Here is a 23,982-nt window from a genome sequence, read left to right on the forward strand (position 1 = left end):
CCCTACGCGCTCACAAGCCCCGCAACTTCGGCCACGAGTTCCACGGACCGCAGGCGCTCTTCGGTACCGATGCTCTGGTGCGCCACGATCAGTTCATCGGCGTCGGCGAACGCTGCGAACTCGTCCAGGTAATCGCGCACTACATCCTTGGTTCCCACCGCGGAGAACTTCATCATTTGGGCGATGTGCTGGCCTTGGGGGGAATCAAGCACCATGTCCGCCTCGTCATCGGTGAACTCCCTGCCGCCACCGAAGAAGAGTGAAACGCGGGCGCGCTTCACTGCCAGGTGGATGGCCTGTGCCTCGGCGTTGGAATCAGCGGCTGTAGCGTTCACCCCGGCGATCACATGCGGCTCGGACAACTGATCCGAGGGCTTGAATTCACGGCGGTAGATGGCCACGGCGTCCTGGAGAGCGGCGGGCGCAAAGTGTGAAGCGAAAGCATAGGGAAGGCCCAGCTGGGCGGCAAGTTGCGCGCCGAACAGCGAGGATCCAAGGATGTACAGCGGCACGTTGGTGCCCTTCCCCGGAGTCGCTTCAACACCCTGGATGCGGGTGGGGCCGGTGAGGTAGCCCTGCAGTTCCAGGACGTCCTGCGGGAATCGGTCCGAGGACGTGTGGTCGCGCCGGAGGGCGCGCATGGTGTTCTGGTCGCTTCCGGGGGCACGCCCCAGGCCGAGGTCGATCCGTCCCGGGTGCAGCGTCTCCAGGGTTCCGAACTGCTCGGCGATGGTCAGGGGCGAGTGGTTGGGAAGCATCACACCGCCGGCGCCGAGGCGGATGGTGTTGGTGTGGGCAGCGACGTGGGCGATCAGCACGCTGGTAGCAGAGGAGGCAATCGCGGACATGTTGTGGTGCTCGGCGTACCAGACGCGGCGGTACCCCAGCTCTTCGGCTTTCTGCGCCATGGCCACGCTGCCCGCGAGGCTTTCCGCCACCGTCTGGCCCTTCCCGATGGTTGCCAGGTCGAGGATGGAAAGAGGAACAGTCACAAGAAGGCCTTTCGGTACGTTTTGTGCCCACACGGCTGGTTCCCGGGCACTCTATGGACAACCACCACTCCCCCCGGCTTATTTCTGTGAGTTGCGTCGCGCGGTTCTCCAGCAGAGTTTCCTGACTGTTTTTATGACCCCGTTCGACGCCCGATTAACTGCCGTGAACCCCTGTATCCCCGCGTTTCAGAGCGCTTTGACCCAATCCTTGGAGCTGCCGGATAGTTGCAGCCACACGTACGCATCAGACCTCCCTGTCACTATGACCAGGGGAATCCCAAGGAGAAACAATGGCACGCTTTGCTCTCAAGACCGGCGTCACTGCGGCGCTGGCCGCTACGGCGTTACTGGGGCTGGCTGCCTGCTCCGATCCCGGGGCGACGGCGGCAACGGGGGCCACTGCCCCGCAGGGATCGGCAAGCGCGAACGCTTCATCGAGCTCGTCCACCAAAGAGTTCAACCTGACCCCGCAGCAGGACCGCATCAAGGTGACGGTGGACTCCGCCGCAGCCGCCCTGGTTCCTGACGCCATCAAGGCCGACGGCAAGCTGACCGTGGTGACCACGGGCGGCACTCCCCCGTTGAGTACCTTCGCCACGGACAACAAAACCCTCATTGGCAGCGAAGTGGACATTGCCTACGCAGTGGGCGAGAGCCTGGGCCTGCAGGTTGAGGTGCTGCCGGTAGCTTGGGCAGACTGGCCGTTGGGTGTGGAGTCCGGCAAGTACGAGGCCGTCCTCTCCAACGTCACCGTTACCGAGGCGCGCAAGGAGAAGTTCGACTTCGCCACCTACCGCAATGACCTTTTGGGTTTCTATGCCAAGTCCGACTCGGACATCGGTTCCATCAAAGAGGCCAAGGATGTAGCCGGCAAACGCATTGTTGTTGGCTCGGGCACCAACCAGGAAGCCATCCTGGTGCGCTGGGACGAGGAGAACAAGAAGAGCGGTTTGAAGCCGGTTGAGTTCCAGTATTACGACGACGACTCCGCCTCCCAGCTCGCCCTCCAGTCAGGCCGTGCGGACCTGACGTTCGGACCGAACGCCTCCGCTGCGTACAAGGCTGCGAAGGACGGGAAGACCAAGGAAGTGGGCACGCTGGAAGGCGGCTGGCCGCTGAAGGCTGAGATTGCTTTCACTACCCAGAAGGGCAATGGCCTGGCCGTGGCTGCCCAGGCTGCACTGAACACGCTCATCAAGGACGGAAGCTACGCCAAGATCCTGGACCGTTGGGGCCTCTCATCCGAGGCAATCCCCGCGTCCGAGCTGAACCCGGCAGGTCTGCCCAAGAAGTAGGCTCCGCTATGGCAGGGCAGCCTGCCGACGCCGAATCCCCGCCGGATATCAACCGGCGGGGATTCTTGCTTGCGGCCCGCTTGGCTGTGGTTAGAAGTGCGCGGGATCGGTGTTGGCCCCGCAGAGCACCACCGCCACCGTTTCACCTTCGTGCGGGGTGTACGCGCCGGAGAGCAACGCCGCATAGGCAGCAGCCGCACCGTGCTCCACCACAATCCGGTGCTTCTCCCAAAGAGTTCGCCGGGCGTCCACAATGTCCTCATCGCTGACAAGGACGCTCTGAACACCGGTGCGTCGGGCAACTCCGAAGCCGATCTCCCCGATCCGCCGGGCTCCGAGCGAATCCGCGGCGATGCCGGAAACGGCCACATCCACCGGCTCTCCCGCGGCCAACGCGGTGTGCAGCGTGGGGACGGTCTCCGGCTCAACGCCCACCACCTGCGCCCTGCCCTCCGTGGCTGCGGCGATGCCGCCCATCAACCCGCCGCCGCCTACGGCAACGAGGATAGTGTCGACGTCGGGCAGTTCATCCAGCAGTTCAAGGCCAACACCTCCTGCACCGGCCACGATCTCGGGCTGATCATATGCGTGGCAGTAAACAGCGCCCTTTTCCTCGGCGAAGCTGATCGCGGCGGCATAGGCTTCTGCATACTCCGCGCCGCCTTGGACCACCGTGGCGCCAATGGCGTACAGCTTATGGACCTTGTTTGCCGGCGCCGACTCAGGAACAAAGACCGTGGCAGGGACCCCCAGCTTGGCAGCCGCGTAGGCATTGGCCAGTCCAGCATTGCCACCGGAAGCCACCACGATCCCCACCTCCGGGTTGAGCTCGCCGTTCTCCTTGGCCGTCAGGAGCCTGTTGAAAGCACCACGCGCTTTGAACGAACCGGTGTGCTGCATGTACTCGCATTTGAACCAGAGATGGTAGCTTTCCTGGTCGCCGCTCTCCGCCAGCGGGGTATGGCGAACCCAACCTGCCGTCCTTGAGTACGCTGCTTCTACTTCTTCGCGTGTGACCATCGTGGCTGCACCTTTCCGTCCGTTTCATCCTATGGTTCGCTCGGGCGGCCCCCGGATGTTTCGGCGGGCAGGTGTCCTGGCACGCGGCTGCCCCGGGCTGCTTCATGGAACACATTGCCGTGGTGCAGAACGGCCAAGATCCCTCCAGGACCACCGCATGGCGCGAGCACATTACCGACGCCGAATACAACGGCCGCCAGCAGCATCATAGGCTTGTCCCCATGTCCGTTGATTTCGTCCTCCGCCCCACCGTAGCCACCGATGCCGCGTGGATTGCCGAGCTGCGGGCCGTGGTGATGCGGCCGGACCTTGAACGGTTGCAGCGCTTCGATCCTGTTCGGGTCCGCGAGCGCTTCCTGAACGGTTTCCAGCCCGAGCACACGTACATCATTCATTCCGATGGCGTGGACGCAGGAGTGATCGCGGTCCGCCCTGAGCCGGACAGCCGTTGGATCGAGCATTTTTATGTGGCTCCCGCGCATCAGGGCAAAGGGCTGGGCAGTGCCGTGCTGCGCCACGTGATGTCAGCGTCGGTGGATGAGCGGCCGTTCCGGCTGAACGTGTTGCAGGGAAGCCCTGCGCGCAACCTCTATGAGCGCCACGGCTTCGTTGTGGAGTCCGAGGACCCAGTTGATGTGTTCATGATGGCCCCCGCCAACCCTTTAACCACAGCCCACTGACTAGTGCCCCTGACCCGTACCCCCTGACCCGGAGGTGGGATGTGCGGTAACCTCAGCACACACCACGCGGCTATGACGCGATACTTCCGGGGGGAAATATGGGGATCTTCAAGGCGCGCTCTTTCAGGCGGGCAACCACTACCGCACTTGCACTTGGACTGTTGGGTTCCGGCCTGTTGGCTGCTGGTCCAGCCACTGCAACGTCCCAACCGACGCCGTACATTGATGGAGTCCCGTATGTGGGTTCCGAGATGAGGCGGCAGTACAACTACGACTATTGGGGCTGCCGGAATCCGGACGGTTCCGGGGATGCCATCACGTTGGAATGGTTGCGCGACGGTGTTCCTCTCCCGGCTGAGCGTCAGGGGGAAACGTTGCGTGTCCTCCCTGAAGACCAGGGCAGCCGTATTTCCTTAAGGGTTTATCCGCTGACGCCCGGCGAACCAGGATGCCCTACGGGAACCCAGCTCAGTGCCGAGACCAAACCCATCAAGGCTTCCAGCCGGGCCATGGGTTGGACGGGGCGCGGTAATTTTGAGCCCCTGGCGCGCACCCCTGACGGCAGGCTCGTCCTATACCCGCGCACGTACACCTATTACAAAGGCATGTGTGAGGGCCCTTGCCCGGTTTACTTCGGCTCCTGGGATGAGCCCCGGCAGGTGGGTGCCGGCTGGAACATGTTCAACACGGTGTTCTCACCCGGAGATTTCGATGGCGACGGGTTCAATGACCTCCTGGCCAGGAACGCGTCCGGCCAGCTCTTCCTGTACCCCGGTGACGGCGATGGCGGATGGCTTCCCACCCGCCAAGTGGGCTCCGGCTGGAATGTGTTCGACTCCATTGTGGGTCCCGGGGATTTCAACGGCGACGGCACCAACGACGTCCTGGCCAGAAATGCTGCCGGTGAGCTGTTCCTCTACCCGGGAAACGGAACCGGTGGGTGGCTCGCCCCATCCAAGGTGGGTTGGGGCTGGCAGGTCATGAACAAGATCATCCCGGGTGGCGACATGAACGGTGACGGCACGGTGGAGGTCTTCGGGCGGGACTACAGCGGCGGCCTCCAGCTGTATTCAGCCGACGGCCAAGGCGGCTGGGCCACTCAAGCGTTCATGGGTGGTGGCTGGAACGAGTTCCTTGATGTGGCGGGCCTGGGCAGTTTCGCTCATCAGAAATACAACAATCTCTTCGCCATCAACAGCAACGGCGACCTCGTCACCTACTCCACCGGCGCTGCTACCACAAGCCTTTATGGCCCGTACGGGCCTGTTGGCAACGGATGGAACGTGTTCAGGGAACTGCTGTAGTTCCCTGAACCGGACTACAGCGGCTGCCCTTGGACCGTCAGTTGCAAGGTGACCGTTCCGCGCGAAACGTCGACGACGGCGGCACTCGAGTCGCCGCCGTCGGGGGCTGCTCCGCGTTGGCCCGGCTGGTAGCCGAGCCAACGCAGCAACGTCTTCAGCAGGTGACCTGGCTTCATCAGACCTGCGCCGGATCTTCGGAGCGCGCAGGCGTCTCCAAACCCAGGTTTTCGCGCAGCGTACTGCCCCGGTATTCCGTGGGATACACGCCGCGTTCCTGAAGCTCAGGTACCAGGTGGTTCACAATCTCGTCCAGGCCTGTGGGGATGAGCCACGGTGAAATGTTGAAGCCATCCACTGCCCCAACACGCGCATATTGGGCGAGGTGATCCGCAACGGCGGTGTAGGAGCCGGTGAACGTGGAGTCGATGCGTGCCGTTTTGGATATGACGAACTGGCGGATGGACAGGCCCTTGTCCTTGGCTTCAGCCCTCCACTGGTCCGCGAGCTGACGGGCCTTCGCACCGTGGAAGCCGCTGCCGCGGGTTTCCGAGGTTTCCTCCACCACGGGGTCGATCTCCGGGAGGGGGCCATCGGGATCGTAGGAGGAAAGTTCCCGGCCCCAGAACTGTTCCAGGTAGGCGATTGCCTGCTGCGGGCCGATCTGCAGGCTCCGGACCCAGGCCTTCTTTTCCTGTGCTTCCTGATCCGTGGCACCCAGAATGAACTCGCTGGCGGGCATGATCTGCACTGCGTTGGCACCCCGACCGGCGGCGATGGAGCGGGCTACGATGTCGCGCCGGAACTCCACGGCGGCATCGAACTTGGGGTGGGCGGAGAAGATCACGTCAGCCTGGCGGGCTGCGAAGTCGCGGCCGTCCGGGGAATCACCGGCTTGGAAAAGCACCGGACGGTATTGGGCGCTGCGCGGCAGGCGCGGGGTGACGTCAACGGTGTAGTGCTGGCCTTCGTGGAAGACCCTCCGGGCCGGCCCAACAGCAGTTTCCCACGAGTCCCAAATACGTTTGGCCGTCTCGACAAAGGCTTCTGCGTGCTTGTAACGGTCAGCATGGTCCAGGTATCCACCGCGGCGGAAGTTGGCACCCGTCCAGGCGTTGTCCGTGGTGACGATGTTCCAGGCGGCGCGGCCACCGGAGATCAGGTCCAGTGAGGACAAACGGTGTGCCAGGTCCGCGGGGTCGTTGTACGTGGTGTTTTGAGTGGCTACCAAGCCGATGTTCCTGGTCACGGCGGCGAGGGCGGCCAGCATGGTCTGGGCATCAGGCCTGCCAACCACGTCCAGGGCATGGGGACGGCCGAGGTGCTCACGTAAGCGCAGCCCTTCACCCAGGAAGAAGGCTGCGAACTTGCCTCGCTCTGCGGTTTGGGCGATGTGGCGGAACGATTCGAAATCCGTCTGCGAACCGGATTCGGCTGCTTTCCAGATGGTCCCGGAGTTGACGCCTTGGAAGAAGATCCCGAACTGGATCTGTCCGCTCGGCTGGAAAATTTCGCGTGTCATGGTGTTCCTACTTTCCGGCGGCCACGGTGGCTGCGGCGGTGGTCGAAAAACGGTTCTCTGCCGGAGCCAGCCCCAGCACAGCGCGGAAGGTGCCGTCTTGGACAGGAGCCCGCAAGGCACCGCGGCGGCGGAGTTCGGGGAGGACCAGCCGTGAAAGTTCTTCCAGATCCACGTCCAGGACAGCCGGGTGGAGCCGTACTCCGTCGGCATCTTGGAGCAGCGAGTCCAGCAATTCGGTGAGGGCGGTTGCAGAGCCAACAAACCGCGCATGTCCGCTCTCACTCGGCGGCACCTGCCGGGAAGCTGCGCTTTGCCCACGCGAGTCCAGTACGACGTCGAGCTCGGCAACAATCGCCACGGACGCACCAAGCCTGGACCTCACGTCAACGATCTCGGCAGAGAGCAGTTCCGGCGTCGGAGCGGACACCAGAACGGCATCCACAGCATCGGCGGGCACCAGTCCCTCGCCTACCAATGACGCAGCAGCCAATACCGGCAACTGCCCTTGGAGGGGCCTTGGAATGATGGAGGGGCCCTTCACCGAATAGGCGGTTCCGGCAAAGCCGGCAGGAGTTTCGTAGTCCGCATAGTGCAGCTTGTCCACATCGATGTACCGTCCGGTGGCGACGTCGCGGATCACAGCGTCGTCCTCCCAGGAGTCCCACAAACGCCGGCCAACCTCAATGGACGCGGCAGCCTCTTGGGCCAGCGCCTCACCTTGAGCGAAGGAACGTCCGACGGCGGCGGCAGCCTCGGGCGACTCCGCTGCGGTAGCGATCCACCCGGCCCGGCCTCCGGAGACGTAGTCCAAGCTGGCCAGTTGGGTGGAAACGTGGAAAGGCTCTGTGTAGACGGTGTCCACCTCGGGAACCACAGCAATGGTGCGGGTCAGAGGCCCGGCAAAGGCTGCACGTTGCAGCGCGTTGGTCCGGCCTGCCTCCGGCGTGTCCTTGAATGATGCCGCATGGAAACCGGCGGACTCGGCTGCGAGGACGGCAGTGGCAAGATTTTCATGGCCTGCGCCGTCCAGTTCAATGGCAAGGAACCCGGCCTTGCGTGCTTCGGAAGTACTCACTGCTGGTCCTGACGTTCGTAGGGAATCTTTTCCCCGGCTTCAACGGCCACCGGAAGCCGGTTTTCGGCGGGCGGCAACGGGCAGGTGGCGAGGTCTGTGTACGCGCAGGGCAGGTTCACTGCCCGGTTGAAGTCGAGCTGGACGGAGCCATCGGCGGCAGGGACCACGGAGAGCGAGCGGTTGGCAGCATAGGTGGTCTTGCCGGAGGTCTGGTCAGTGAACAGTACGGACAGCGAGCCCGGCGCGTAGCCATTGAATGCTGTCAGTGCCAGCTCCTTACCGGCCAACTTGAAGCGAATCTCACCCGGGGCCTCGTAGACGTGCTGGATGCCCTCGACGGCGGCACCCACCGTGGTGGGGCGCGGGGCCTCGAAGGGGACGAACCTGCCGGCCACGGCAAACGCGGCATTCGGGGCGTACGCGGGTGTGCCCCGGTACTCCTGCAAGAGTGTGTTGGACGGGTTCCGGGGCCGCACAATGTACTCGCCGCCGCGCTTGGCAACCTCTACCACTGTGTCCCCGGAAACGAGGTTGATCCCACCGCGCTCCTCTATGGGCCCCAGCTCCAGCGTCTTGCCCGGGTCTGTGTTCAGTTCCACGCCGTCCCGTTGCAGGCTTTCGCCCGGTTCCAGGACAACACGCACGACGTCGGCATCCACGCTCCATGTGCCCGGCGCACCTTCCAGCCGGGTTGCTTCGCTGCCGAGCCAGTGCAGGTGGGTCACGGCGAGGAAGCCATGCGGATGGGCGCGGTGACGCTCATGGGCGTCGTGCCATTCGTGCCATTCCTCGTTGAAGGTTTCGAGTGCTGTTTCAGTGCGGGTCGTGGTTTCAGTGTGCGTAGACAAGAGCGTTATCCGTCCTGTTGAAGGCGTGGTCTGCTGCAACGGTTGCTGCTGCGTCCGGTTCAGTGGCTCCGGCGAATTCGGGTCGGCCTCCGAAGGGATCGCTGGATTCCCAGAGGGTGGTGGGCGCCGACGCGCGGACGGCGGGGATGACCTCCAGCGCGAAGCGTTCCAGGATCTCCAGCTGCTGTTCGAAGGGCAGCGTGGTGGGCAAGGAAATGGATTGAAGATCGTGGTTGTACAGCGAGTGGTAGCTGAGAATCTTGTGGATCACCTGCTCCGGGCTTCCTACCAGGGCCGGTCCCTCGGCAACGGCGTGCTGGATGTCCCGGAACGGCGAGTTGTTGCCGGGGACGTTGCGGTTGGCGGTCAAACCCTCGTACACCGGGCCGTACTGACGGATGGCTTCCTGCGTGGTGTCCGCGATGAACACACCTCCAGCACCACTTCCCGAGCCAAGGTACTGGTGCCGTGGATCGTGCCCGTGGCGCTCGTACTCTTCGCGGTAGTGGTCGATCAGGACCTTGTAGTTCTCCCGGGGCTGGATGGCGTTGGCCGTGAACAGCGGGTCTCCCCACTTGGCGGCGAGCGCAGCTGACGTCAGGGTTGTAGCAGAGCCGTGCCAAATCCGGGGCGAACCGGCAAAGGGGCGCGGCGTTGTGGTGGTCGGTTCGGTGAGGGCGGGCCTGAAGCGGCCGGACCAGGTGACGCTTTCCTTGCGCCACAGGGTGCGGAGCAGGGCGTACTTTTCGGCCAGGAGATCCCATTGATCGTCCAAGGACAGGCCGAACAGCGGGTATTGAAGGACTTCATTGCCTTTTCCGATTACCAGCTCCAGGCGGCCACGGCTCAGTTGGTCGATGGTGGCGTAGTCCTCGGCCACGCGCACAGGGTCCAGGACGGAGAGCACGGTGACGCCGGTTTGGAGGCGGATGCGGCTGGTGACGGAGGCAATTGCGGCGAGGACCGTCGTCGGGGATGAAGAGACGAACTCGCCGGCGTGGCGTTCCCCCACGGAGAAGCTGTCGAACCCGAGTTCCTCGGCACGACGGGCCGTCTCCACCACTTGGTTCAGTCGATCAGCGGTGGAGACGATCTCTCCCGTCACCGGGTTTTTCAGGTGGGGGATGATGTCCAGGACCTGGAACTTCATTTGGTGGTCCCTGCCGGGGTGACGAACGTGGCTTCGGTGACCGTCTTGGATTCCGGGATGGCTTCCTCGGAGAGCCCCCAGCGTTCCAGGACCTTGCCGTAGGAGCCGTCCTTGATGGTGGAGTTCAGGGCGTCGGTGATGGCCGGGGCCAGTCCGTTGCCTTTCAGGGTGGTGGCGGCCACCAGTGTTTCTGCGGGCCAGCCGGCGTTGACCTTGCCAACCACCTTGAGGTCGTCGCGGGTGTTTTCGCGGTAGGTCACGGATGGGAAGGGTGCCAGGTTCAGGTCGGTGCGGCCTGAGGAGAGCGCCAGGATGGTGTCCGCGTCTGAGGAGTAGTACTGGAGGGCGGCCGGCGCCTTGCCCTTTTCCTCAAGTTCCTTGTTCCAGGCCAGCAGGATCTTCTCCTGGTTGGTGCCCGAGCCCACGGAGATCTTCAAGCCGGAAATGTCGTCCGAGCCCTTGATGTCATAGGTGGAGCTCTTCTTCGCTTCGAAACCCATGTAGGCGGCACGGTAGGTGGAGAAGTCGAACAGCTTCACGCGCGCGGCGTTGATGCCCACGTTGGAGAACACTGCCTCAAAATCGCCGGACTGGGTTTTGAGCGGCCAGTTTTCCCAGGATGTCACCTGCAGGTCCAGTTCCAGCCCGAGCTTGTCCGCTACGAGCTGGGCAATGTCCACCTCCACACCAATGGGTGTTTTGTCATCCGTGGCGTGGAAGGACAGCGGGATGGAACCGGCCGTGGTGGCTACGGTGAGCTTGCCGTCCTTGGCTATGGCTGCGGGTACGTTGGCGGCCGCGGCTGCGTCCTTTTCGCCGCGGATACGGTTCTGGTCAACCGAGGTGTTGTAGACAATGCCATTCTTGGCAGCCTCGGACTCCGGCTGGGCTGCCGATGCTCCAGGATCGGAGCACCCGGCCAGCACGGGAAGCACGACGGCGGGAAGTACAGCGAGTGCCAGCAGCCTGCCCTTAATTGAGCGCAGTTTTGGTTCATCAGCGGCGAAGCCGTGGGTGGTGCGAGGCATGGTGTGTCCTAGATGTTGAAGGCTGGTTCGATGACTTTGGAGAAGAAGCTGCGGGTGCGCTCTTCGCGGGGGTTGGCGAAAATTTCCTGCGGGGTGCCGGACTCCACAATCTGGCCCTGGTCCATGAACACCACGGTGTCCGCCACGTCCCGGGCAAAGCCCATCTCGTGCGTCACCACAATCAGAGTGGTGCCGGACTTGGCGAGCTCACGGATGACATCCAGGACCTCATTGACCAGTTCCGGGTCCAGTGCCGAAGTTGGCTCGTCAAACAGGAGAATCTTGGGGTCCAGGGCAAGTGCGCGGGCAATCGCAACGCGCTGCTGCTGGCCACCGGAAAGCTGGCGCGGGTAGGCGTCGGCACGGTCCTTCAAGCCCACCCTTTCCAGCAGTTCCAGGCCGCGCTTCCTGGCTTCGGCCTTGGACCGCTTCTGCGCCACGATGGGCGCCTCAATGACGTTCTCCAAAGCGGTCAGGTGCGGGAACAGGTTGAAGCTCTGGAACACCATGCCAATGTGGGTGCGCTGCTTGAGGATGTCCTTTTCACGCAGCTCGTGAAGTTTATTGCCCCGGACCTCGTAGCCCACCAGTTCGCCGTCGATGGTGATGTAACCGCCGTCCACCTTTTCCAAGTGGTTGATGGTGCGCAGCAAGGTGGACTTTCCTGAGCCGGACGGGCCCACAATCACGGCCACGCCACCCGGCGGCACGGACAGGGAGACGCCCTTGAGGACCTCCGTGGCACCGAAAGACTTCCGGACATTGATGATGTCCACCTGGCCGCGGGTGGCCACCGGCGCTGTGCCGGCCGAATCGCGAACCGGACGTTCAACGGCAGGCTGTGCCGCCGTCGTCGTTTCTTCCTTGCGTGCAGCGGTGAGGCTCATCGGGCGTCCTTCGTGGGAGAGGCAGCAACGTGGGTGGTGAAGAATTTCCGGGCCCTCTGCAACGGTGTGAGGGGCAGGGTCCGCAGGGCGCCCTTGGAGAAGTGGCGCTCAATGTAGTACTGGAAGACGCTCAACACCGAGGTGATCACCACGTACCAAAGCGTGGCCACCAGCAGCAGCGGAAGCACTTGCTGGGTCCGGTTGTAGATGACCTGGACCGTGTAGAACAGCTCGGAGTAGGCCAGGACGTAAACAATGGAGGTGCCCTTGACCAGGCCGATGATCTCGTTGAACGCGTTGGGCAGGATGGCGCGCATGGCTTGCGGCAGCACAATCCTGGTGGACCGCTTCCATGCCGGGATGCCCAGGGCCGAAGCGGCTTCGAGCTGGCCTTGGTCAACGGAGAGGATGCCGCCGCGGATGATTTCGGCAGAGTAGGCGGCCTGGTTCAGGGTGAGCCCCAGCACGGCGGCAGCAAACTGGCTGATCAGCGTGGTGGTCTGCGCCTCGAAGAAGCGGACGTCCGTGAAGGGAATGCCAAGGCTGATCTTCTCGTACAGGTAGCCCAGGTTGTACCAGAGCAGGAGCTGGACCAGCAGCGGCGTGGACCGGAAAATCCAGGAGAACGTCCAGGACACCGAGACCAGCAGTGGGGACGAAGAGAGCCGCATCAGGGCCAGGATGAACCCGAGCACAAAGCCAAGGACGCCGGAAATGGCTGTGAGCTTGAGCGTCTCAAGCAACCCGTTGACTACCGATTGCGCACTGAACCATTCGGCCACCACACCCCACTCCCAGCGCGGGTTGGTAACCAGGGACCACGCAATGGCTGCCACGCCGGCAGCTACCAGCACGGTGCCTACCCAGCGCCACGGGTGCCGGGCCGGAACCAGCTGGTAGTTGGAGTAATCCGGGGTGGGCGGTGCAGTTTCCGCCGTGGCAGGCGGTGCGATTGCACTCATGCGCCACCTCATTTCAGATCGGTTGTTCTCTATCGGATGGCTGCCAATCTAGGTGCGCGCGAAAGCCCGCAGCAAGGCGGAAATTTGCACTTCTTCACTGGACTTCGCGGGGCTTCGCAGGAGTTCGCACGGCGTCACAATGGCCGTCACCAGAGGCCATATGCGTCGGGATTTTGCGCTCGTTAACGCTGCGTGACGTGTGGTGAACGGCGGTTACCGCCGCCTCGACCAGCAGCCCCAATCGTCCTTAGATTGGGCATCACAAACCACTGCTTCAGGAGATCCCATGCCGTCACGAGTACCCGCCATCGCCTTCATCGGCGGCGGCCCGCGCACGGCCGGCGTTCTTGAGCGGCTCGCTGCCAACCGTCCCGCGCTGTTTGCCGGGCCCTTGGAGATTCATGTCATCGAACCCCATGAACCCGGTTCCGGGAGGATCTGGCGCTATGACCAGGATCCCGGGCTGCTGCTGAACTCCACCGCCGCAGACGTCACCATGTTCACCGATGCCTCAGTGGCGTGCGAGGGCCCACCCGTTGAGGGACCAGGGCTGTCCACATGGGCGGCAGGGGTACTGGATGGCAGTATCCGCGATGTCCCGGCGTTGGAGCCGCACCTGCTGGACCAGCTCCGCGCACTGACCCCTTCGTCCTTTCCCACACGGCAATTGCAAAGCAAGTACCTTGAATGGTTCTACCGCCGGGCAGTCAGCAACCTTGGCCCGGATGCGAAAGTGACTGTTCACCGCGACACCGCCACCGGCGTCGTGCGTTCTTCCGCGGACAGCGGCGCGGCCTCAACTGAAACGCACGACGACGCCCCTCACCATGTGCAGCTGGCCTCCGGCACCGAGGTGGTTGCCGACGTCGTGGTGTACGCGCTGGGCCACACCGACTCTGTTCCCGATCCCGAATCCGCCCGCCTCAGCGAGTTCGCTGCCCGGCACGGCGGGTTCCATGCGCCGCCGTCGTACACCACGGACGTGGACTACTCCGCGATTGAGCCCGGGCAGGACGTGATCGTTTCCGGCATGGGGCTCGCGTTCGTGGACCTGATGGTGCTGCTGTTCGAGGGGCGCGGCGGCCGCTTTGAGGAAAGGCCCGACGGCGGCCTGGACTACGTGCCTTCCGGCGCCGAGCCCCGGGTCTGGGCAGGTTCGCGACGCGGAGTGCCGTACCACTCCAAGATCTCCTCCGTTCTGCGGGGCGAACCTGTTGCCCGTCCGCGGTACTTCACGGCGTTCGCCATTGATGCTCTGTTGGCCACGCACCAGGAACTCGATTTCCGTACCCACCTGTGGCCCTTGATCGCCAAAGACGCCGGCTACGCCTACTACCGCGAGCTGTTCACCGGCTACCCGTCGCGGGTGGTGGGTACGTGGGCCAGCTTCGAGGCCAGGTTCGACGCCGTTGACTGGTACAGCGCTGAACGGGAAGAACTGGCGGCGTTCTCCGTGCGGGATCCCGCACTGCTTCTGGACCTCGAGAAACTGGACCACCCCCTGAGCGGCTGCGCTTTTGCGGACCATGAGACCGTCCAGCGCTCCGTGGCCGCCTACATCCAGCACGATCTGAACCTCAGGACCAGTCCGGACCATTCCGAGACCCTCGCCCTGTTCACCGCCTTGTTGTACGTGTACATGGACTTGGGGCGGTTGGTCCCGCAGGAGCGGCTCAACGCGCGTTCCCAACAAACCATCCACGGTTGGTGGCACGGCTTCTTCAGCTTTGTGGACTCCGGGCCGCCCGCGCACCGGTTACGGGAAATGCTGGCACTGCACAGGGCCGGGCTCCTGAAGTTCCTGGGCCCTGGCATGTGGGTCCGCACGGACGATTCCATGGGCAGGTTCGTGGCCGGGACGTTCCAGTCCCCCGTTGTGGTGGATGCGTCCGCGTACATTGAGGCGCGGCTTCCCTCTGCCTCAGTGGAACGTTCTGCGAATCCCGCGCTATTGGACCTGCACCACGCCGGATGGGGCACCGAGCAAAGGCTCCTCACCTCCGAAGGCTCCCATTCAACCGGCAAACTGCTGGTCTCCGGGAATCACCAGGTTCTCTCTCCTGTTGCAACTGCTCAGAAGGGCCTGTTCGCGGTGGGGCCGTGGACGTCCGGATGGGGCGCGGGAGCGTTTGCCCGCCCCAACACCAATGCAGCACCCTTCCGGGAAAACGACGCCCTGGCACGCCGGATCCTGTCCACAGTTGCCGCCACCCGCCCAGCTGCGTCGCAATTAACGTCGTTGTGAGCCCTCACTCGACGCGACTTACTACGTTCTTGGGATCCACCTACGAAAGGCCTGACATGACCACAACGCCAACCCTGCCGACGTCGGGCCTCACCGTCCTCAAACTGCCCATGCGCGATCCCCGCGTTCGTCCGCTCCTTGACGAGCTCGCGGTCGAATACAACACCCGCTACGGGGACCTGTTCAGCAGCGAAGGGGCAGCGGAAGAACTGAACCGTTACCCGGCCGAGGAATTCGAAGCCCCGCACGGCGCGCTGATCATCATCCAGGAAAACGGCGAGTCCGTGGCTGGCGGCGCGTTCCGGCGCTACGACCAGCACACCGCTGAACTGAAGCGGATCTGGACGCATTCGGCCCATCGCCGGCGCGGTTTGGCCCGGAGGGTGCTCACGGAACTGGAAAATGAAGCTCGACGCCGGGGCTACCGGAAGCTCTACCTCACCACCGGGCCGCGCCAGCCGGAGGCCAAGAACCTCTACCTCGCCACCGGCTACAAAGCGCTGTTCGACCTCGCCGCGGACCCCGAAGACATCAAGCACTTGGCCTTCAGCAAGGATCTTCCCGTGCAGAGCTAAGCTATGCGCATGGCCAAGAAGACGACTGCCGAAAAACTCGCCACTATCGCCCAGGGGTACACCCTTGAAGGTGCCACCATCGAGCTGGGAGCGGCGATCGTTGACGGCGAGATCCACAAGGAAGCGCAGGTCCGGCTGCCCCTGGCCATGATGAACCGGCACGGGCTGGTGGCCGGCGCTACCGGTACCGGCAAGACGGTCACCCTGCACATGATCGCCGAGCAGTTATCCACCGCGGGTGTTCCGGTTTTCCTCGCGGACATCAAAGGTGATCTGTCCGGCCTGGCGACTCCCGCCACCGGTAGCGAAAAGCTGACCGCACGCACGCAGGCGCTTGGGCAGGACTGGCAGGCCAAAAACTTTCCGGTTGAGTTCCTCTCGCTGGGCGGCGACGGGCACGGGATCCCCGTCCGGGCAACCATCACCTCGTTCGGCCCCATCCTGCTCTCCCGCATCATGGACCTCAACGACACCCAGGAATCCAGCCTCCAGCTCATCTTCCATTTCGCGGACAAGAACAACCTGGAACTGGTTGACCTCAAAGACCTGAGGGCGGTCATCCAGTTCCTCACCTCGGACGAAGGCAAAGCCGAGCTCGCAGACCTTGGTGGACTGTCCAAAGCCACAGCCGGGGTGATCCTGCGCGAGCTGGTTGGTTTGGAAGCCCAAGGCATGGAGAAGTTCTTCGGCGAGCCGGAGTTCGACACCGCTGAGCTCCTCCGCACCGCACCGGACGGCCGCGGGGTCATCAGCTGCCTCGAGCTGCCCACCCTGCAAACCAAACCGCTGCTGTTCTCCACGTTCCTCATGTGGCTCCTGGCCGATCTCTTCGAGGACCTGCCCGAGGCCGGGGACCTTGATAAGCCCAAGCTCGTCTTCTTCCTTGACGAGGCACACCTGCTCTTCAACGGCGCCTCCAAAGCCTTCCTTGAAGCCATCACCACCACGGTGCGCCTCATCCGCTCCAAAGGCGTGGGCATCTTCTTTGTTACCCAGACCCCCAAGGACGTTCCGGCCGACGTCCTCGGCCAGCTGGCCAACCGCGTCCAGCACGCCCTGCGCGCCTTCACCCCGGAAGATGCCAAGGCCCTCAAAGCCACGGTGTCCACCTTCCCGGTCAGCGATTACGATCTCGAAGAGACACTCACCTCCGCGGGCATCGGCGAGGCCGTCATCACCGTGATGAACGAGAAAGGCGCACCCACGCCCGTCGCCCTGACCCGGCTCCGTGCACCCGAGTCCGTGATGGGTCCCAGCACTGATGAACTCATTCAGAGCACCGTTGCTGCGTCCTCCTTACTGGTCAAGTACGGCACCGCCGTGGACAACCTCTCCGCGTACGAAAAACTCACGGGCCAGGCAGCCGCACCTACCGGAGACGCCGCGCCCGGGCTGCCCCCGGTGCCGTCCACTTCCGGGGCTTCTGCGGGTTCACCGGCTTCGCAGGCGGACATCGATGCCGAGGCACGCCGGATCGAAGAAGAAATCCTCGGCCGCCCCAGCTCACGGTCCTCCTCACCGGAGCCCTTCCCCGCACCGTCTGCTCCTCCCGTCCCGGCTCCGGCACCACAGCAATCTCCACAGGACGGAATGTTCGGCGACATCGCCGGCGCCCTCGGTGGAGCGCTTGGTGGAGCGCTGGGCGGCGGGCTCAAAAGCATGGTCCGGTCCATGGGCACACAGCTTGGCCGCGACCTCATGCGCGGGGTCTTCGGCACGTCCTCGAGGCGTCGCCGCTAGTCTTGTTTGACGGCCGGAACCACGACGCCGGGTAGCAGCAGCGGTTGCTGCCACCCGCCGTCGCGCCTTCTCCAATCGGTGGATATAAGTCGTTCGGACGTCTTCCTGCACGGTGTTGGCTGCCGTGGCAGGTAACGTAAAGGGCGTGCAGTTGAGTCAAGCGTTCGTCAAGACCGCAGCCGGATGGCTGCTCGGTCTGATGCTTGCTGCCGCCGGAGCCATCGTGTGCATCAACTTGGTGAGCTCCTCCGTGGCCAGTCCTCAACAGCCCGTCAAGGAATATCTGGATGCCCTGCAACACGGCGAGGGCGAGCAAGCATTGGGCTTGCTGCGGGCAAAAGTTCCCAATGCCAACGCCGCCATGCTGGATGGCACGGCACTCCAGACTGCCGCCTCCAAGATGTCCGATATCAAGGTGGGAAACCCGGAACCCCGGGGTAACAACCGCATGGCCGTGCCGGTGGACTACACCCTGGACGGCAGCCGTCTCCACACCGAATTCCTCATGGAACGGACCGGGACGCAGTGGCTGTTCTTCGCCAAATGGGCCTTTGTCCCCACCACTCTGCCCACTATAGAAGTGACCGTTGTCAACGCCAGCGAGGCCACCCTCAACGGCGTACCCGTGAACATGCCCAACGGCCGCAACAACTTTGCCGTTTTCTTCCCCGGCAAGTACGAGGCAAGCCTGAACGGCACCTACTTCGAAGCCCCTCCAGCTTCGGCACTTGTTTCAACGCGCGACGGCGGCCAGGCTCCCTTGAACCTGCAGACGCGGTCCACCAAAGCCATGAACGAAGCTGTGGCCGGAAAGGTCCGGGAGTTCCTGGACAGCTGCGCAGCGCAAGCCACCGAACAACAACGGCTGCAACCGGACTGCCCGTTCTATCACGCCAGCAACGCCAGGGTGGTGGACGGAACCATCAAGTGGGCCATCAGCGAGTACCCCAAGATCACCATTGAGCCGTTCGGCGGCAAATGGGTAGTGGCCCCGCTCAACGGCAAGGCCACACTGACCGCCAGGGAGATCAACCTCTTCACCGGGTTCGTCAATGACCTCAACGTGGAGCACGATTTCAGCTTCACCACACAGTTGGACGTGGGCCCTGACACCGTGACGGTCACCCCGATGCTGACTTTCTAGGCCCTGGCTTCCCGACTTGGCCCTTTGCGTCACGCCCCGCAACTTATTGGCCGCGCTTGCACCCCAGTTCCTTGGATTCCCGCGGGTGCGCTTCTCCTGACCAGGCAATAACTTGCTCAGCGTGACGGCCTCTTGTGCGGTTTCCCTCGTGCCAGCACCGCCAAGACCTCCTGAACCATCTTTTCAGGGCGATGGACAACGTCGGAGTAGTAGTAGCGGAGCACTGTGTAGCCCTTCACAGCTGAGACATTCCCTCGGCGATGGTCCTTTTTGACCTGGGCCCAGTCAGAGTGGTGACTACCATCAAGCTCCACCAGCAACCAGCCCTCCAGGATCAGATCCACATAGCCCACTCCCTCCAGGTAGAACTGTGTTTCCACCCTGATCCCTGCCTGCCGGAAATGGGTTCTGGCCAACGTCTCCAACAGCGATTCCGCTCCGCGGTCCACCCATGCAAGGACAGCCCGGGCTTTGCCGTTCCTTCTGCCCTCAAGGCGTCGCAGCAGGAAGTCCACTGTCATGTCGCCCCGGCGCACGGCGCACTCCACCATCACCAAGGCCCCGGTCCACGGCAGGCAGCGCAAAGCATGTATCAGCACATCGGCCAGGGAAGCTACGGGGCGGTATGGGTGGGCAGGCAACAGCAGCCCACGGTGAAGAATTGCTGTGCCCCCGGCATCTCCACGGGCCTGGTGCACATGCACGGAATCACTGCTCCCCAGCACCCAAAGGTTGTAGAAACCAGCCGCGCTCATGCACGTGAGCAACTGGCGGTTAACAACCAGGCCGATCTGGGCGGCATCAGCCGAGGCCAAGGCATACACCCCTCGCGCGGGCTGGAGAACGCCTCTGCGGGTGGCGCGTCTCAATTCCGCGTCGGTGACGCCGAGGTTGGTTATGGCCGGCCGACGAGCCACGCCACCCAATCGTCGCAGCGCTTCCTCTGGTTCCATCCCTCCAGCCTGCGGTGCCAGCCATGGGGACGGCACGGCCACAATGAGCTATGTGGACAACCCGGATCCTCCGTCAGCCCACGTTTCAGGGCTCCTTGGGCGCAAAAAGGCCCGGGCAGACCTCCTGGGAGGTCAGCCCGGGCCAATCCAGCTGTGAATTTTTGGTCCAAGCCGAGTGTTTAGTCCAAGCCGAGTGTTTAGTCCATGCAGAGTGTTTAGTCCATGCCGCGCAGGTCCAGCACCAGCTCGGACTCACCATCGGCCTGCAGGATCACGGGAATGCCCCAGTCCTGCTGGTAGAGGTGGCAGGCCGCGTGGTCCGGAATCTCGCCGTCCTCAGTTTCGGGACCATCGCATGCGGCCGCGCGGGCCGTGATGTGAAGGATGCCCTCTGGAACATCAGCAGAGAGTTCAAGGGTACGGAGCAAGCCCACAGAGGTGCCGCCGCCGGAAACCAGGAGTTCCGGAGGGGTGGAAGAGATCTTCAGCTGCGTAGGATCACCCCAACGGTCATCCAGTTTCTGTCCTGTAGGAGCTTTGAAACGCACCGCGAGCTCCAGGGTACCGGGGGTCACCGGGCTCTTGGGACGGTGCGTCTGCGAGGCTCCCTCATCCACTTGCAGGGCTTCCTTGGGAATGGGAACCAGGACCAGTTGGTGCTTGTTGGACTCAACAACCACCAGCAGCGGATCGCTGCCTTCAACCTGGACCACGACGACGTCGCTCGGCTCAGCGAGGCCCCTGGCCAAGGTGGAAACAGACTTTGTGGCGGGGTCGTAGCGGCGTACGGCACCGTTGTAGGTATCGGCAATGGCTACCGAATTGTCCGGTAGAACCGTGACGCCCAAGGGGTGCTGCAGGCGTGCTTCATCGGCCTTGCCATCGCGGAACCCGAAATCGAACAGGCCCTTGCCCACGGCCGTTTCCACGGTCACGCCCGAATCATTGACCACTAAGCGACGCAAGGAGGAGGTCTCCGAGTCAGCAACCCAGATGTTGTCTTCGCCATCGATCGCCAAGCCGGACGACTGGGCGAACCAGGCTTCCTCGGCTTTGCCATCCAGCAGGCCCTCGAGTCCGGAACCGGCGAGGATGGAAACCTCGTTGGCCAAGGGGTCAAAGGCGAAGATCTGGTGGGTTCCTGCCATGGCGATCACTACGCGTTGAAGCTTTTCGCTCCACACAACGTCCCACGGGGAGGACAGTGAAACTTCGGTGCCCAAACCCAGCGCACCGACGTCGATCGCGTCGGCAGCGAAGTCAGCCGGACCGCCGTCGTGATGTTCAGACCACGTTCCGGCACCGGTGTCCGTCACCCGCGCGGGACCGGCGTCGAGCAAACGCTGAACGCCGTTGCCTGCGAGGGTCTGCACGTAGCCGGAACTCAGCGTGACGCCACGCAGGCGATGGTTGACAGTATCGGCAACAACGGCGTCGTAGCCAAGCTTCTCCGCCAATTCCGCCGGCAGAAGAGTCACGCCCTGGGGTTCGTTGAACTGGGCGATCTCCGATTCTCCGTCCAGGAAGCCCTTGGTGCCGGAGCCAATAAGGCGCTCAACCGTTTCAAGGTCGGGACGGAGCTCTACCAGGCGGTGATGGCCGGAATCCACCACAAGGTAGTTGCCGTTGGGCAGCTGGGTGGCCTTCCCGGGGAACCGCAAAGTGCCCGACGTCGGCTCCGGAGCCACGTATGGTCCGTTGCCGCGGTGGAGGGTGCCCTTGGCCTCGTGCTCAGCCACGAGTTCCTCCAGGAGGACGGCAAGACCGCCCGCATGGCCCTCGCCGGAGAGGTGGGCCACGATGTAGCCCTCGGGGTCAATGACCACCAAGGTTGGCCATGCACGGGCGGTGTACGCCTTCCACGTTGCCAGCTCGGGGTCATCCAGCACCGGGTGGTGGATTTCGTAGCGCTCAACGGCAGACGCCAGCGCAACGGGATCTGCCTCGTGTTCGAACTTGGGCGAGTGCACGCCTACGGTCACCAATACGTCCGAGTACTTTTCCTCAAGCGGGCGCAGCTCGTCCAGCACGTGCAGGCAGTTGATGCAGCAGAAGGTCCAGAAATCCAGCAGCACGATCTTGCCGCGCAGGGACTCGAGGTCCAAGGATTTCCCACCCGTGTTGAGCCAGCCGCGGCCCTCCAGTTCGGAGGCCCGGACCCGGTGTTGGGTACGTACGGTTTCGCTCATCAGCGTCCTTCCAGCTTGGTGTTCGGTTCGGCCTGCCCGGCAGGGTCCATGGTGGTGCGTTCGGCGTTGCTGCGTTCGGCCTGGGTAGCCGTGGATGCCTGGGTGGCTGTGGATGCCTGGGGCGTCCTGGCTGCCTGGGTATTTCGATTCGACATCTTGGCATCACGGTCAGCGAGCCGGGCAAACATATCGTTATAAGCACTGAGATCGGCGTCGTTATTCCTGTCGGCGGCCCGATCCACCCGGCGGGTCTCCCGTTCGTCCGAGCGGGACCACATGACAGCGACGCCGATTGCCACCAGCAAAGTGGGGACCTCGCCGATACCCCAGGCCACTGCACCACCCATTTGCTGGTCCCCGATGGCCGACGGGCCCCAGGTCCTGCCGAGGTTTCCAAAGTAGTCAGCAGCCAGCAGTCCGGTGCCGCCCATGATGGCCACGCCGAAGAATGCGTGGAAGCCCATGGTTGCCAGCAGAAGCAGCAGGCGCATGGGGTAGGGCGCGCGGCGCGGCAGAGGATCGCTGCCGATCATGCTCAACACAAAGATGTAGCCGGTCAGCAGGAAGTGCACGTTCATGAGTTCGTGGCCCACGTGCTCGCGCATTGCCAGGCTGAACAGGTCTGAGTAGTAGAACAGGACGATCGAGCCCGCAAAGTTGGCAGCGGCGAACAACGGGTGTGTCACGATCTGCGAGAACTTTGAGTGCACAAACAGCAGCAGCCATTCGCGCAGCCCCCGTGATCCGTGGGCACCTTCGCCTCGGGCCGGCAGTGCCCGCAAAGCAAGGGTTACGGGGGAACCAAGGACCAGGAAGATAGGAGCCACCATGGTCAGGGCCATGTGATCCACCATGTGGGCGGAGAACAGCACGCGTCCGTAGACGGCGGGCGGACCGGAGGTGATGTAGGTGAGCACCACCAGACCGATCAGCCAGTTAGTAGTCCGGAACCACGACCATTTGTCGCCACGCTTACGGACCTTGATGATGCCGAGGATGTAGGAAACAGCTCCGAACAGGGCTACGCCCACCCACAGCCAGTCAAGGCGCCATTCAGTCAACCAGCGTTCCGGGGTGAGCTCAGGCGGGAGTTCGTAGCCGGAGAGAATGAACGACGGTGAAGCATCGGGCGCGTACGTGGTGGGCTGAGGCGGTGCCGAACGTCCGAGGGCAACGGCGAGTCCCGACGTCGCGCCCATCACCAGCAGCTCAACCAGTACCAGCTGCCACAGCACGCGGCGGGCTGACATGGAACCGTTCTTGCCAAGCTGGGGGATAACCCACTGGCGGTGCATGAATCCGATCCCGCCCAGCACCAGCGTGGCCAAGGACTTCGCAATAATGAGCTGGCCATAGGCCGAGCCGAAGAGATCAGCGGGGTTCGTCACCCGGATGGCGGCGTTGATGACACCCGAAGCGAATACCAGGACAAAGGCGAACCCGGCCAGTGCAGAGAAGCGGCGCAGGGTTTGCTCGGTGATGTCCGGTGTTCCCTTGTTCCTGGAACCCGTAAGAATGCCGGAGAGCACCGCAAGCATGATGATGCCGCCCACCCACGTTGAAACACCCACCAGGTGGAGGCCCAGGGAATTGATGGCACCCTCATGGTCACTTGAACTGGAGGAGTGACCTATCAGTGCTGTGGGAATCAGGCCGATCAGTGCCAGCAGGAGGGTGAAGGCCAAACCTGTCAGGGACCGCACTCCGAACAGGGCTGTGGTGACGACGGCGGCGATGATGGTGACCGCGAGCCATGCCTTGCCGGTCTCGATGTCCGTCATGAAGTAGACCAGGGAGCGCGTGAACTCAGCGTCCCCGGAGAGCCCTTGCCCTGCTACGTCTGCGTACGTCAGAACGAGGACCGCGACGGCGGACAGCGTCCAGGCTGCGCCGGCTGCAGCCGCTACCGCCAAGGCCTTGGCAAAAGCGGGGTGTTCCGGCGCGTCAATGTCCTTTTCACGGGACCGGGATCCGCCGATGTTTTTGGGCAGGATCCCTACGGCAAAGATCAGTCCGCCAACAACCGTTGCCACTGACACGTTGTGGATGGCCTTGGCAATGGGAAGGCCCCAACGGACCAGTTCACCGGGGTCCGAGACCTGCCGGGCAGCTGAGGCACCGGAGAAGATGAGGGCCGCCGCGAGGGCCAGGAACAACGCCGCCAGACCCGCCAGTTGCCATGGCAGGGAAATGCCCGCGTCTGTAGTGCCTCCCCGCGCTCCCGGTTTGGGAACAGGCGAAGGGGCAGTAGCGGAGCTTCTTGCTGATGGCACTTATCCATTGTCCGCTACCTGCCGCCGGGCTGCGAATCGGAAGAGGTGCTATGTGCATTAACTAACAAAAGGGACGGCAACCAGTTGGTTGCCGTCCCTTCAA

20 protein-coding genes are annotated in these 23,982 nt (G+C 63.4%); 7 read left to right on the forward strand and 13 right to left on the reverse strand.

From position 1 onward, the window contains the following. Positions 1-2: 2 nt before the first annotated feature. Positions 3-992: an LLM class flavin-dependent oxidoreductase gene (locus ABI796_RS17925; RefSeq protein ID WP_141284889.1), complete on the reverse strand. Its 990-nt coding sequence runs from the start codon at positions 990-992 to the stop codon at positions 3-5. A 290-nt stretch (positions 993-1,282) separates the two neighbouring features. Between ABI796_RS17925 and ABI796_RS17930 the strand changes: the two genes are divergently transcribed. Beyond that, entirely contained in the window at positions 1,283-2,287 is a 1,005-nt protein-coding gene (locus ABI796_RS17930) for an ABC transporter substrate-binding protein (protein ID WP_141284887.1), read from the forward strand. Positions 2,288-2,377: 90 nt separating this feature from the next. Here ABI796_RS17930 and ABI796_RS17935 read toward each other — a convergent pair whose 3' ends face one another. After that, positions 2,378-3,307 (reverse strand): threonine/serine dehydratase, encoded by a 930-nt coding sequence (locus ABI796_RS17935; RefSeq protein ID WP_141284885.1) that lies wholly within the window; start codon positions 3,305-3,307, stop codon positions 2,378-2,380. 104 nt (positions 3,308-3,411) lie between these two features. Between ABI796_RS17935 and ABI796_RS17940 the strand changes: the two genes are divergently transcribed. Next, complete coding sequence (locus tag ABI796_RS17940) at positions 3,412-3,987, forward strand: GNAT family N-acetyltransferase (RefSeq protein ID WP_141284883.1); 576 nt, start codon at positions 3,412-3,414, stop codon at positions 3,985-3,987. A 98-nt stretch (positions 3,988-4,085) separates the two neighbouring features. Beyond that, positions 4,086-5,291 (forward strand): VCBS repeat-containing protein, encoded by a 1,206-nt coding sequence (locus tag ABI796_RS17945; protein WP_141284881.1) that lies wholly within the window; start codon positions 4,086-4,088, stop codon positions 5,289-5,291. A gap of 14 nt (positions 5,292-5,305) precedes the next feature. On the opposite strand, the gene ABI796_RS17950 is transcribed toward ABI796_RS17945, so the two are convergent. The 8 genes from ABI796_RS17950 to ABI796_RS17985 are packed head-to-tail and all read right to left on the reverse strand — an operon-like array spanning position 5,306 to position 12,760. Further along, positions 5,306-5,467 (reverse strand): hypothetical protein, encoded by a 162-nt coding sequence (locus tag ABI796_RS17950; RefSeq protein ID WP_170224954.1) that lies wholly within the window; start codon positions 5,465-5,467, stop codon positions 5,306-5,308. Continuing rightward, positions 5,467-6,810, reverse strand: a complete 1,344-nt coding sequence (locus tag ABI796_RS17955; RefSeq protein ID WP_141284879.1) for an NtaA/DmoA family FMN-dependent monooxygenase — start codon at positions 6,808-6,810, stop codon at positions 5,467-5,469. The genes ABI796_RS17950 and ABI796_RS17955 overlap by 1 nt, the downstream gene beginning before the upstream one ends. Before the next feature lie 7 nt (positions 6,811-6,817). Next, a complete protein-coding gene (locus tag ABI796_RS17960) occupies positions 6,818-7,885 on the reverse strand; it encodes an LLM class flavin-dependent oxidoreductase (RefSeq protein WP_141284877.1) in 1,068 nt (355 codons plus the stop codon). Beyond that, the gene (locus tag ABI796_RS17965) at positions 7,882-8,733 is read right to left on the reverse strand and encodes a DUF1684 domain-containing protein (protein ID WP_141284875.1); all 852 of its coding nucleotides are present in this window, start codon (positions 8,731-8,733) and stop codon (positions 7,882-7,884) included. Before ABI796_RS17965 ends, ABI796_RS17960 begins: the two co-directional genes overlap by 4 nt. Next, complete coding sequence (locus ABI796_RS17970; RefSeq protein WP_141284873.1) at positions 8,717-9,883, reverse strand: LLM class flavin-dependent oxidoreductase; 1,167 nt, start codon at positions 9,881-9,883, stop codon at positions 8,717-8,719. Before ABI796_RS17970 ends, ABI796_RS17965 begins: the two co-directional genes overlap by 17 nt. After that, positions 9,880-10,911: an ABC transporter substrate-binding protein gene (locus ABI796_RS17975; protein ID WP_141284871.1), complete on the reverse strand. Its 1,032-nt coding sequence runs from the start codon at positions 10,909-10,911 to the stop codon at positions 9,880-9,882. The genes ABI796_RS17970 and ABI796_RS17975 overlap by 4 nt, the downstream gene beginning before the upstream one ends. An 8-nt stretch (positions 10,912-10,919) precedes the next feature. Beyond that, a complete protein-coding gene (locus ABI796_RS17980) occupies positions 10,920-11,798 on the reverse strand; it encodes an amino acid ABC transporter ATP-binding protein (protein WP_246095849.1) in 879 nt (292 codons plus the stop codon). After that, positions 11,795-12,760 (reverse strand): amino acid ABC transporter permease, encoded by a 966-nt coding sequence (locus ABI796_RS17985; RefSeq protein ID WP_174754574.1) that lies wholly within the window; start codon positions 12,758-12,760, stop codon positions 11,795-11,797. The genes ABI796_RS17980 and ABI796_RS17985 overlap by 4 nt, the downstream gene beginning before the upstream one ends. Before the next feature lie 286 nt (positions 12,761-13,046). On the opposite strand from ABI796_RS17985, the gene ABI796_RS17990 reads away from it, so the two are divergent. The 4 genes from ABI796_RS17990 to ABI796_RS18005 all read left to right on the forward strand — a co-directional run bounded on the left by ABI796_RS17990 (position 13,047) and on the right by ABI796_RS18005 (position 18,464). Continuing rightward, entirely contained in the window at positions 13,047-15,005 is a 1,959-nt protein-coding gene (locus ABI796_RS17990) for an FAD/NAD(P)-binding domain-containing protein (RefSeq protein ID WP_141284867.1), read from the forward strand. A gap of 56 nt (positions 15,006-15,061) precedes the next feature. Further along, on the forward strand, positions 15,062-15,580 hold the full coding sequence (locus ABI796_RS17995; RefSeq protein ID WP_141284865.1) for a GNAT family N-acetyltransferase: 519 nt from the start codon (positions 15,062-15,064) through the stop codon (positions 15,578-15,580). A 9-nt stretch (positions 15,581-15,589) separates the two neighbouring features. Further along, on the forward strand, positions 15,590-17,320 hold the full coding sequence (locus ABI796_RS18000) for a helicase HerA-like domain-containing protein (protein WP_174754573.1): 1,731 nt from the start codon (positions 15,590-15,592) through the stop codon (positions 17,318-17,320). A 115-nt stretch (positions 17,321-17,435) separates the two neighbouring features. Then, entirely contained in the window at positions 17,436-18,464 is a 1,029-nt protein-coding gene (locus tag ABI796_RS18005) for a hypothetical protein (RefSeq protein ID WP_141284861.1), read from the forward strand. A gap of 116 nt (positions 18,465-18,580) precedes the next feature. Here the strand turns inward: ABI796_RS18005 and ABI796_RS18010 are convergent, their stop codons facing one another. The 3 genes from ABI796_RS18010 to ABI796_RS18020 form a co-directional block, all read right to left on the reverse strand. Beyond that, positions 18,581-19,417, reverse strand: a complete 837-nt coding sequence (locus ABI796_RS18010; RefSeq protein WP_141284859.1) for a type IV toxin-antitoxin system AbiEi family antitoxin domain-containing protein — start codon at positions 19,415-19,417, stop codon at positions 18,581-18,583. A gap of 215 nt (positions 19,418-19,632) precedes the next feature. Beyond that, positions 19,633-21,606, reverse strand: coding sequence for an NHL domain-containing thioredoxin family protein (locus ABI796_RS18015; RefSeq protein ID WP_141284857.1), 1,974 nt, complete (start codon positions 21,604-21,606; stop codon positions 19,633-19,635). Continuing rightward, the gene (locus ABI796_RS18020) at positions 21,606-23,879 is read right to left on the reverse strand and encodes a cytochrome c oxidase assembly protein (protein WP_373091912.1); all 2,274 of its coding nucleotides are present in this window, start codon (positions 23,877-23,879) and stop codon (positions 21,606-21,608) included. The genes ABI796_RS18015 and ABI796_RS18020 overlap by 1 nt, the downstream gene beginning before the upstream one ends. Positions 23,880-23,982: the final 103 nt, after the last annotated feature.

Source organism: Paenarthrobacter aurescens, assembly GCF_041549525.1.
Classification (GTDB): Bacteria; Actinomycetota; Actinomycetes; order Actinomycetales; family Micrococcaceae; genus Arthrobacter; species Arthrobacter aurescens.